This window comes from Sphingomonas sp. URJC2 (assembly GCF_059803575.1).
Genome location: NZ_JAPFGX010000060.1, coordinates 1 through 10,323 on the forward strand (window position 1 = coordinate 1; position 10,323 = coordinate 10,323).

The 10,323-nt window shown below is 59.1% G+C and carries 9 protein-coding genes and 1 pseudogene; 5 read left to right on the top strand and 5 right to left on the bottom strand.

All coding sequences use genetic code 11. The features are described from left to right. Positions 1 to 53: 53 nt before the first annotated feature. Positions 54 to 320 carry an OST-HTH/LOTUS domain-containing protein gene (locus OPU66_RS14285; RefSeq protein WP_498554327.1) on the top strand — a complete coding sequence of 89 codons (267 nt, stop codon included), beginning with the start codon at positions 54 to 56 and terminating at the stop codon, positions 318 to 320. A gap of 95 nt (positions 321 to 415) precedes the next feature. Continuing rightward, entirely contained in the window at positions 416 to 1,879 is a 1,464-nt protein-coding gene (locus OPU66_RS14290; protein WP_498554328.1) for an ADP-ribosylglycohydrolase family protein, read from the top strand. A gap of 308 nt (positions 1,880 to 2,187) precedes the next feature. Here OPU66_RS14290 and OPU66_RS14295 read toward each other — a convergent pair whose 3' ends face one another. The 4 genes from OPU66_RS14295 to OPU66_RS14310 form a co-directional block, all read right to left on the bottom strand. After that, positions 2,188 to 2,898 (bottom strand): PP2C family protein-serine/threonine phosphatase, encoded by a 711-nt coding sequence (locus tag OPU66_RS14295; RefSeq protein WP_498554329.1) that lies wholly within the window; start codon positions 2,896 to 2,898, stop codon positions 2,188 to 2,190. 36 nt (positions 2,899 to 2,934) lie between these two features. Then, a complete protein-coding gene (locus OPU66_RS14300) occupies positions 2,935 to 3,702 on the bottom strand; it encodes an MBL fold metallo-hydrolase RNA specificity domain-containing protein (RefSeq protein WP_498554330.1) in 768 nt (255 codons plus the stop codon). 65 nt (positions 3,703 to 3,767) lie between these two features. Next, positions 3,768 to 4,184, bottom strand: a complete 417-nt coding sequence (locus OPU66_RS14305) for an MBL fold metallo-hydrolase (RefSeq protein ID WP_498554331.1) — start codon at positions 4,182 to 4,184, stop codon at positions 3,768 to 3,770. Beyond that, complete coding sequence (locus OPU66_RS14310; protein WP_498554332.1) at positions 4,181 to 5,104, bottom strand: hypothetical protein; 924 nt, start codon at positions 5,102 to 5,104, stop codon at positions 4,181 to 4,183. The genes OPU66_RS14305 and OPU66_RS14310 overlap by 4 nt, the downstream gene beginning before the upstream one ends. A 984-nt stretch (positions 5,105 to 6,088) precedes the next feature. Between OPU66_RS14310 and OPU66_RS14315 the strand changes: the two genes are divergently transcribed. Then, complete coding sequence (locus OPU66_RS14315; RefSeq protein ID WP_498554333.1) at positions 6,089 to 6,568, top strand: Ros/MucR family transcriptional regulator; 480 nt, start codon at positions 6,089 to 6,091, stop codon at positions 6,566 to 6,568. A gap of 88 nt (positions 6,569 to 6,656) precedes the next feature. Here OPU66_RS14315 and OPU66_RS14320 read toward each other — a convergent pair whose 3' ends face one another. Continuing rightward, positions 6,657 to 6,998 (bottom strand): helix-turn-helix transcriptional regulator, encoded by a 342-nt coding sequence (locus OPU66_RS14320; RefSeq protein ID WP_498554334.1) that lies wholly within the window; start codon positions 6,996 to 6,998, stop codon positions 6,657 to 6,659. Between the two features lie 459 nt (positions 6,999 to 7,457). On the opposite strand from OPU66_RS14320, the gene OPU66_RS14325 reads away from it, so the two are divergent. Both OPU66_RS14325 and OPU66_RS14330 read left to right on the top strand, forming a co-directional pair. Next, positions 7,458 to 9,611 carry a PAS domain-containing sensor histidine kinase gene (locus OPU66_RS14325; protein ID WP_498554335.1) on the top strand — a complete coding sequence of 718 codons (2,154 nt, stop codon included), beginning with the start codon at positions 7,458 to 7,460 and terminating at the stop codon, positions 9,609 to 9,611. Between the two features lie 132 nt (positions 9,612 to 9,743). Beyond that, positions 9,744 to 10,011 (top strand): annotated as a pseudogene (locus tag OPU66_RS14330) (transposase); the annotation flags it as partial. Between the last annotated feature and the right edge of the window lie 312 nt (positions 10,012 to 10,323).

Genomic DNA, 10,323 nt, shown 5'->3' on the forward strand with positions numbered 1-10,323 from the left:
TAAGCATTTCGCCAATGCTGCCTAATCCCCCAACTGGGTGACGCCGCGCGGCCGTGCCCCATGTTTGCAACAGAGCCCGCACTGCCATCTCACAGCTCGATGATGAAGGGGGCTGGGTACCTCTTGGGCGGGTGGGCCAACGCCTTGCAGCGCTCGCTTCAGACTTTGACCCCCGAACCTATGGTGAAAGCAAGCTGAGCGACCTGGTCGAGAAGGCGGGCAGCTTTGAATCTCGCAGAACCGAGACCGGGCATCTGCAAATCCGAGTCTCTCCGTCTGGGAAGGCGGGCCAACCTAAACCCAATAAGGCAACAGCCTGATGAAAGTCGGGCTTTGCCCCTGCGCCACCAATACCTGTAAGGTGCGTTAGGTATATACGACCGATAATGTCTTACATGGGTCATATCAAAGCGCGATGAGCAGAAGTCTTCGAACAAGCGCCACTGATCCGATCCGGATTCCTACACTTCCGGCCGCATCAGGCCGCATCGGCATATCCTTCTGTCCCGGAAAGCAAGGGCCTGCGCTCGCTGGCTTTACCTGGAAGCGTGATCTTGCGACCGATCTAGACGCGGTGCGTGGGTGGGGGGCTGCTGCCGTCGTCTCTTTGATTGAAAAGCACGAGATTGGTCTGCTGGGAGTCGCGCATCTAGAAGCTGCGGTTGTTGCGCGAGGGATGGAATGGCTTCATCTGCCGATCCCAGACGTTACGGCTCCGGGCGAAGATTTCGAGCAAAGATGGCGGACGGCCGGAGCTCGGCTGCGCGGCTCGCTCATCAACGGGAATGGCATTTTCGTCCACTGCCGCGGCGGGCTCGGCCGGGCCGGTACTGTGGCAGCGAGGCTGCTAATCGAACTTGGCCTTGCTGACGCTAGCAGTGCAATCGATCACGTCCGCCGCGTCAGGCCTGGCGCAATTGAGACGAAGGCTCAGGAAGATCATCTGCGAGAGATCGAGCGTATCTATGATCGGTCCTATGGCTGTTTGGTCGGAATGGCGGTCGGAGATGCTGTGGGGACGACGCTCGAGTTCAAGGCGCGCGACAGCTATGCCCACATCACGGACATGGTCGGGGGAGGGCCATTCGGCTTGGATGCTGGGACCTGGACCGATGACACCTCCATGGCCTTGGCGCTGGGAGAAGCTCTGCTCGCCAGCGCGGCCAAGGGCTCGGTTTTTGAGTCGGGAGAAGCACAACGGCGCTTTGTCGATTGGTGGAGGAACGGCGCGTTCAGTCCCACGGGCAGTTGTTTCGATATCGGGATCGCAACCCGCGAGGCCCTTGCCCGCTTCGAGGAAACTGGCGACCCGATTGCTGGCTCGACCGATCCGTATTCAGCAGGAAACGGCTCCCTCATGAGGCTTGCGCCTGTTGCGATTTGGGGAACCCGGCAAGATCCCGCTGTCGTAACGCGAGTAGCCCGCCAACAGAGCATGACCACGCACGCTGCAGATGCGTGCCTCGAGGCCTGTGAAGCGTATGCACTGGTCTTGCGCGCGGCTATCCTTGGCGCCGGCCTTGAGGATGCGCTAGCGGCTGCCTCAGGCAAATATGGACCTGAGATCGGTCCAATCATGGCCGGTAGCTGGCGCGGGAAAGCACGCGATCAGATTGCGAGCAGCGGATTCGTGGCGCACAGCCTCGAAGCGGCGATCTGGTCTGTGGCAAACACGACGAGCTTCGACGACGCAGTGCTGTTGGCTGCCAATCTCGGGGACGACGCCGACACCACTGCCGCAATTGCCGGGCAGTTGGCTGGTGCCATCTATGGTGCATCGTCAATTCGCCAGACTTGGCTCGACAAGCTGGCCTGGCGCGACGAGATTGAGGCTCTCGCTCGCCGCTTGGCTTTCCCGACGGCTTCGCCGTCGCGCTAGGGTCAGCACTCGTTGATCATAGCCAGAAGATGATGATTGCGAGATCGACGGCAGCAAGGAACGCTGCAGGGCAGCGGGCTTAGCAGGCGGTGACACGCTGCCACTCTTTGAGGCGGCCGAACACAAATTTCGACCCGGCTTCGGGACCGGTAACAGCGCTTGTCATACCAAAACAGCTCATTGCGTGAGCTGTGACCTGAGGAGCACGCCACGCCGTGGGAAGCTGCGTGGCAAACAACGCGAACAGGCACGGGTGCTGTGGCAGCGCGAGGGCAAGCGGGCGTTCGAATTGGAGATGAGTGAATATCTCAGATCCGGCGCTCAAGAACGATCACTGTGACATTATCTTTCCCTCCGGCATCCAGTGCGGCAGTCACCAGTGCTTCTGCAGGTGAGTGCCATTCTCGATCGAGGATAGCGTCAATCTCCGTATCGTCCAGCATGTCAGTCAATCCGTCAGTACAGAGAAGTAGGCGCTGCCCCTTCTTCCACAAGACGCGCATAAAAAACGGCTCGGGATGGTCAAGGCCATTCGTGCCCCCTATGCACCGAGTAAGCACATGGCCATCGATCACATGGTCTTCGCTTATGAGACTTAGCTGCGATCCCATGTGGTATATTCGGCTATCTCCCAGGTTGAAACATAGTGCACAATCTGCACTGAGAATGACCCCGGCGACTGTGGTACCCATCCCCGACAGGGCAACGTGTTCGTGCATGGCGGAGAAAATTGCGCCTTGGACCAGTGTCAATGCGCTCTCGATACCTTCTTCATCGCTAAGCATGTCAGCGACGTCCCGCAGGCATTCGACTGCAAGGCGGCTTGCGACTTGCCCGGCAGCGTGCCCGCCCATGCCGTCCGCGATTATCGCCCAGCCATTATGGGTAGAAAAAACTCCCTCCCACTGATTGCTTGGCTCTGGGCAGGCAGACACAGCGAAAGCGTCCTCATTTTCAGCGCGAACCAACCCGACATGAGACGATGCCCAGCACCGATAGGCCACCGGCTGATCCGCCATCGAAGATCCTTCGTTGATAAAACTATAGTTTCTGCCTTAAGGAATATTCCAAGGTTCACCGTCCGATATCCGGCAGACTGGCGGAAGCGGAATCGCTGGATTGTCCCACGCAACCCCATGAACCGGCACCAATGCCTTGGGTGCAATTGCAGCTGCGAAGCGGGTCAGGTCGGCAGGGCTGGCGTGCCCGGACGTGTGCAATTTCAATGCTTTTGCACCAGCGGCTTGCGCGCGCGCCCACGCGGACCTGGTGTCTTCCGGGTCAAGGTAGCCGCTCCAATTTGAAAAGGCGTAGGCATCGTCAGGCGTAAAGCCGAGGCCACCCACTTCAAAATCCTGCGCCATTGAATCGCGAAGCATGATGATTGCCCGACCATCAGCCAGGCGCTTTCGTGAGGTCGCAAACCGGCTTGTCGCCATTTCGGTAACGAAACTTTCCCGTCCCTGCCGCGCATAGAGACGCTTTCCGCCAGGCGTGATTATTACTTCAAGTTCAGGAAAATCCGGCCCCGGCCTAGGGATGCGGGTGCCTCCGGCAAGACGTCGAAGCACGTCGGCACCGTAGAGGTCAACGACCAGTTTGCGCCCGGTGCGTTTCGCAGCGCGAAACAGGGTTACAGTCCGGTCAAGGTTTTGAGCCGACCATTGCACAAATACATGTCGGGGCGTCTCCCTGGCGAGAGCGACGAAGGCATCTTCCAATTCGCTCTCAGTGATGACCGGTTTATTGGTGCCAAGGTTCGTGCCCTCCATCAGAAGCACGTCGATCTGCTTGGGCGGTGAACTAATCAGTCGCTCGACCAAACTCGCCTTGCGCCCATGCGCACGAAAATCTCCCGTATAGAATATGCGCCGTCCATGGGACTCAACTAGAGCATATAGGCGTCAGGTGCCGAATGGTCCGTCAAGAAAGGCGTGATCTCGAAGCTGCCTACCGAAAAGGGCTTGGTGCGGCTGTGCCAAGTAAGGATCGGTCGCGTGATGCTGCCACCGAACAATTCCGATGATAGCCGCATCATCTCGGCCGCCTTTTCCCCTGCCCAAATGGGCCAATCCGAGGGTATCTCACCAATCAATCCCCAATGGTCCATATGCCCATGGCTAAAAATCACCGTCGCCGGTCGATTGACATCGAGTGTATCGGGCAGAAGTCCGGTCGCTTCGCGTGGCGCATCAAGGGGGCGGCCAGCATCCAAAATCAGACGTTCTCCGTCCCGACTGGTGATCTCAATGCACGAACCGCCAATTGTTTGTGTGCCGCGATGAACGGTGATTGTCAGGGTCATTGCGCTACCGTCACAAGTGGGAGGATGGGCAGAATCGCCCCCGTCGAACTCGTCTCAAAGACCGTGATACCGTTGCGTTGAAGCTTTTCGAGATGACCATTCCGAGCAAAACTAGCAGCTGCTTGTTGCATTCGGTGACTCTTTATCGGCTCATTGCTGCCCTTCGGCCAGTAATTTCCGATAACGACGCCCGGCTGCACGACTATGGGCGTATTCTTGGTCTCTACAAGAGAATTCCAGATAGAGATACAATCGAGCCCTTTATGATCGTCCGCGCCAAACAAGTCTTGGAATCCGAGTAAGAGGGCAGCCGTGGCCTTGTAAGCATCAATCACTTGCTGAGTGCGGTCGCCACCTGCCATCCAATCGACATATTTTCGAACCTGATTGAGAACCCTAGGACCAGAAAACCCATTTTCATGAAGTTCATACTCTTTGCTCGACCGCAATTCAGGATTGTTTGCACATTTGGCTTCCCAAAATGCAATCGCAGGAGTCCCATCGAGGATCTGTGCAATCACAATATCCATACGAGGCGCTACCCGCGCGCTGTCACGCGTATCGCTCGCGGGTAGCGCCATTTCGAGATCAATGATGCCCGGGTTGGCCGAAACGAGATCATCAACAAAGCACTTCTCGGCGGAGGCGTAAGTTTCAGCCGTTTTGATCCAGCGATTTATCAGGGAGGAGTTAGCTGGATCGGCGAGGGCGTTGGCGTCAAATGGCAAATAGTCCTGCTCCATGTTCGCGCCGTCACGTACAGAACCGCGTTGCAGGCCCGAGGCATAGGCTTGATGCACTTCGAGTTTCGGACCGTCTCGACCACATGTCAATTTGGCTACGGACTGACCCTTTACATAGAAATTGACGTAGCCGTCGCGCACTCCAAGTCGCAGCGGTGCAGCGCTTGTCGCTTCCACGCCCGAAAACGCCCACCGTGCAAATAAGGACCGAACAACATTACCAGGATGTTGGCATTCCCACCTGGCAAGATCAGCCAAGGGGAACGAACGAGCGAAAACGGACATGTGGCCTCCCTTAAAAACCGATATTCACTTCAGGGGTCGAGAAATTTACAACCCGCTGAAATAAAGGCTCCGTGTTGCCGTTCGGCAACAGCGGGGCGGGGACCACGGTTGCGGTACCAAGCGTCGCACGATCTTGGCGAACATCGGATAACACGGGCCAATGTGGGTGGAGCACAGGCTGCAACTTTTGGGTGGCAGTATCAACAAGGCGCTAAGGCGCTAAACCTCCTTCAAAAAGGCATCGCTAAGGTTGGTAATCAGTCGCCTGGCGCAACCGCTGTCTGGAGACCTCGATCACGTGCTTTGACTGCTGCCTGAGCCAAGAAATTCTCGATCGCGGCAACTGAGTTTTGACGACATAGGTTAAGGGTGTCGATTTCCGTGATGCAGTCGACCCCGAGGCCGAACTGGCTATGCCAGAGGTGGTCAAGTGCTCGGCTGCGGCGTTGCCATAGCGCATTTCGGGTTGCGTGCATTAGGAATCGAAGGGCTTCCCTTTATGCATGTGAGAACCCGATAATAGTCGTTATGTTAAATATGGGCCTGTGGTGAGCGCTTTAGCCGGGGCCAATCCGCTGCCTTGGGCGCACTTGCTGCCATGCTTCTCCCAGCCGGTAAGCTCCTTAGTCTTGGCGTATCTCCGAGCGCGCAACTCAGTCGGCTGTCAATCTGTGACCGCTGCTCCTCTTTGGTCCCGTTGCAGCGTCATTTCACCCGAACCCGTTCGTCCAAGCCAACCAAGACGTGGCGCCTTCGTCATGACCCGGAAAGACGGTCCCGCATCTATCCAGTGAGCCGTGATATCGCCCATTTAGGTTATTCCGATATTGACGCTCATGACAGCGTGCGACAGAACTCATCCATTATGGAGGGAATATGACCAACACTGATTTGTCGCCGAGCGTTATCGAACTGGCGACCGAGCTTACGATTGCGTGGTTGAATAACCCCAATAACCGGGCAAGTGCCGAGGACGTGCCGGCCTTCCTGAACAAGATGCATGCGACGCTCACAGGCATGTCGGCTGCCCCGGAGGCGCCTGAAAACACCGTCGCCGAACCGGGCGTCGAGCCCGCAGTGTCGGTGCGTAAGTCCCTGGCTTCGAAAGACTTCATCATCTCGCTCATTGACGGCAAACCGTACAAGTCGCTGAAGCGGCACCTATCCCGTCACGGCCTCACTCCCGAGCAGTATCGCGAGCGGTTCAAGCTGAAGCCCGATTATCCGATGGTGGCGGAAAACTACGCCAAGCAGCGCCGTGACCTGGCGCTCAAGATCGGTCTCGGCTCCAAAGGACGCGCAGCACGCGCGGCTCAGCGCACCGCCAAGGCTGGTCGGGCAAAGTCGGCCAGCTAAGCAGCCCAACCGCTGCAATGGTCTAAGCCTGATGGGGACGGAGGCAAATCAGCATCCGTCCCCTTCGTTCGTGGCTACGCTTGTCCGATCATTCGCCGTCGATGCGGGCGATGATCAACGATACCTCCGCCTGTCGGTTGACGCCCACATTCGGGAACACGGCTTTGAGGTGCGAACGGACCGTCTCGTAGGAAATGCCCATTTCATGGGCGATCTCGCGCGCGTTCATCCCACTGCCTGAGAGCACTGCGACCCGCGATTCCTGCTGGGTCAGGCCAAAGACCTCGCGCAACGACATCACGATATGATTGTCCTGCGTGCGATACTCCCGGACAGCCAAAGTGTCAGCGGGCTCGGTGGCGGCAGAATTCGCTGGGCTTCGCGTCAGGGTCCCGAAAGCAGCGGGGCGAGATGAGGCGGAACCGGACATTGATTTCACCGGCTGGCTACGGTCGTGAACGGCCAATGCGGATGCCCCATCGGATTGCCTGCGCAACCCGGTGGCCGGAGCTTTCGGCTTCGCTCATTCGCGCTGCACCCAAGCCCCCCTTCATGGGACGAATGTGCGAAGTCAACGCATTAACCGGACTGCAGCGAAGCTCCCCGGGAGGTGTTGTCCGGGTAATTATTCATACGTTGCGGACATGGACCATATGACCGCGCTCTTCAACATATTGACCTTGAAACGGCGAATGCTTTTCTCACCATCTTCCAGAACTCTGTCTGGTTCCGGACGACAGAATCTCGCTCCCCCTTCCCCGGCGGAGATTCTGCACAAAGCCTATCGTTATTTTCTCCTGAACCAGCTAGACTACCGCTGGGCAACTCGCCTTCCTGGTTTCGCGAGGCATAGATGGACGGCCAGTCACACATGGCAGCCAGCGAGGCTATGACGAGCGAGGAGCACGCATTGCCTGCGTTCCTCGACCTTGCATCCCTGCTCCTTGCATCGACATCGCCGATCGCGGTGTTCGAGGGTGCAGATCACCGCTGCATTTTCGCCAACGATGCCCATAATGCCGCATTTGGCCGGCCGGGTGCGTCCGGAACGCCCGTCGCCAAGGCATGGCCGGAACTGGCCGGCCAGATGTCCGACTGCTTTGATCGCGTCTTCTCCACCGGAGAGACGTGTACATTATCCAATGTCCGCAGGTGCCTGACCGACGAGAATGGCAAGCCGCATTCGCGCTGGTATCGGCAGACCCTTCAGCCATGGCGCGACCGCAACGGACGGCTGGGAGGCGTCGTCAGCCATGCCCATGATATCACCCAGGAGGTCGAAGCGGCCGAGACCCTGGCCAAGCGCACGGCAGAACTGGAGTTCGCTCTCGAGCTTGCCGGAGGAGTCGGCTCATGGTCCTGGGATGTTGCAGCAGACAGGGTAACCGCCAATGACCGGTGCGCGGCCCTGTTCGGAGTGCCTCTAGAAGAGGCGCAGGGCCTGCCGCTCGCGCGGTTTGTCGAGGCGATCCTCCCGGAAGACCGGCAGCGGGTCGAGGCGGCGATCGCCTCGGCATTGCAAGGCAGCGACGATTACCTGCAGGATTACCGGGTGCAGGCGCCGAACGGAGCCAGACGCTGGGTCACAGCGCGCGGCCGCTGCTTCCGTGACGACAAGGGAGAGGTCACCCGGTTCTTCGGTGTCGTGTTCGACATTACCCGCCAGGTCGAAGACCGCCAGCAGGGAGAACACACCGATGCCCTGCTCAAATCTTTTCTCGACAATTCCGCGAGCTATATCTTCGCCAAGGATCTCGAGGGTCGTTACATCCTCGCCAACCGGTTCTATCTCTCGGCGTTCGGCGAAACCGAGACCAGCCTTTATGGCCGCACCGACCGCGACCGCTTTGGCGAAGGCGAGCCATACAGCTCCAATGATCGACGTGTTGCCGAAAGCGGCATGGCAATCGAGTTTGAAGAGCAGGCCGTCCGCCCCGATGGCGAGACAATCCATGCGATCTCGGTCAAATTCCCTCTGCGGGACACCAGCGGCACCCTGTTTGGCACGGGCTCGATATCAACCGATGTCACGGACCGGCGACGTGCCGAAGCCGCGCTCCTCGAAAGTGAGGAACGCAGGTTGCGCGCGATGCGTGCAGGCATGGTTGGAACCTTCGAATACTATCCCGACCAGGGCCGGTTCGTCTGCGACGACATGACGGCCGAAGTCATGGGCCTGCGTGACAATCACCCCTCGCTCGGCGAACTCTCCGATGCATTTCATGCCGATGAGAGACCAAAATGGGAGGAGTCTCGGGCTCTCCTGCTCGATCTGGCACCGGATGCGCGGCCCTCGCTCGAGTTTCGTCTTGCCGGCGATGATGGACCAGCGCGCTGGATCGCAATTACCGGTGTTGTAGAACGCAACGAACAATATCCGGCGGTCTTCCTGGGGACTGTGCGCGACATATCCGAGCGCAAGGAATATGAGGAACGCCTCGGCCTGCTGAACCGGGAACTCAGTCACCGGGTCAAGAACCTCTTTGCCGTGACGCAAGGGATGATCCGCTTGACCGCCTGGCACGAGCCGGGGGTTGCAGCATTCGCCAGGCAGGCTGTTGAGCGGATTGATGCACTGGCCGCCGCTCACTCGATCGGCTTGGGTGCCGAAGCGACGGACCCGGTCAGTTTGCGGGAAATGCTTGCGGCAGTCATGCGCCCATTCGGGCAGGCGAACGGCGACCAGATCCGGCTCATTGGCCCCGACGTGATGATTCCGCAGCATATCGTGACGCCGTTGGCGCTCATCGCTTACGAACTGGCCACCAACGCTCTCAAACATGGGTGCCTTGCGCACACCGACGGCCGCCTCGGCATCGAGTGGAACGCAAAGGATGACAGTGTTTCGCCATCCTGTGTCGAGCTGCGGTGGAGCGAGACTTGCTGTATCCCCGTTGGCGAGCGGGTGGCGGACGCCAATGGCGGTTTCGGCCAGCGCCTGATCGACGCGTCAGTGCGGCAAATGAATGGCAGCTACCGGACCGAATGGCTCGATGCCGGATTGTGCATCCTATTCGTCATCCCCCTTGCGACGAAACAATGATGAGAAGCACTTGTCCGCCCTTGGTCCTCAATGTGTGAAGCGACAGCGCCTTCCAAGTCGCCATCGCCCCTCCCCGTGGGCTCCCTCGAGATGATGTAAAGCCTGCTGCGAGCGAAAGAGCAGATCATCGGCATGAGCAAGGAGCAGGGGGCTGTGCTGCTGACTGCCAAGGTTTGCCGTAAGCATGGATTGAGCCTTGCCGCCTTCTACAAGCTGAAGGCCAAGTTTGGCGGCTTGGAGGTATCGGAGGCGCGGCGCCTGCGAGCTGGTTGGCGTCGCCCCCAAGACGGTCAGGCGAGAACGTCCGCCAGACCATGACCAGATCCGCGTGGAGACGCGCGAGACCGCCGCTCAGCGCTGCCGGTTCGGCTGCCGGCGCGTCGGCGTCATGCTCGAACGCAACCCGGCCGCAGAAAACTCATACCGCTCAGCCGACGGAAATGCCCCGAGCACCGACAGCCGTCCATCCTGATGCCTGAAATGCCAGGTCCGGTGGATGACCGGCGCAGCCTCCGCAAAAGCGGCGGGGCCCTGTCAGCCATTTAGGGGGCAACGACACTCAGCACCCGCCGGCCATCAAACCGAGGCATGCCGTAGCTCTTGGGGAAGTACGGTCGCAAGCGCTCGATCTGCTCCGTAAGCGGTGTGCTCAGGCCACGGCGGTCCACGGCATCAGCTCGCCGACCGCATTCGCGGGGTGACCGGCAGCAAG

What these genes read in the sequence shown, in the direction of transcription:
- OPU66_RS14290 (WP_498554328.1), top strand. Translation starts at nt 416, where the DNA reads ATGAGCAGAAGTCTTCGAACAAGCGCCACTGATCCGATCCGGATTCCT.
- OPU66_RS14295 (WP_498554329.1), bottom strand. Translation starts at nt 2,898, where the DNA reads ATGGCGGATCAGCCGGTGGCCTATCGGTGCTGGGCATCGTCTCATGTC.
- OPU66_RS14305 (WP_498554331.1), bottom strand. Translation starts at nt 4,184, where the DNA reads ATGACCCTGACAATCACCGTTCATCGCGGCACACAAACAATTGGCGGT.
- OPU66_RS14315 (WP_498554333.1), top strand. Translation starts at nt 6,089, where the DNA reads ATGACCAACACTGATTTGTCGCCGAGCGTTATCGAACTGGCGACCGAG.
- OPU66_RS14320 (WP_498554334.1), bottom strand. Translation starts at nt 6,998, where the DNA reads ATGTCCGGTTCCGCCTCATCTCGCCCCGCTGCTTTCGGGACCCTGACG.
- OPU66_RS14325 (WP_498554335.1), top strand. Translation starts at nt 7,458, where the DNA reads ATGACGAGCGAGGAGCACGCATTGCCTGCGTTCCTCGACCTTGCATCC.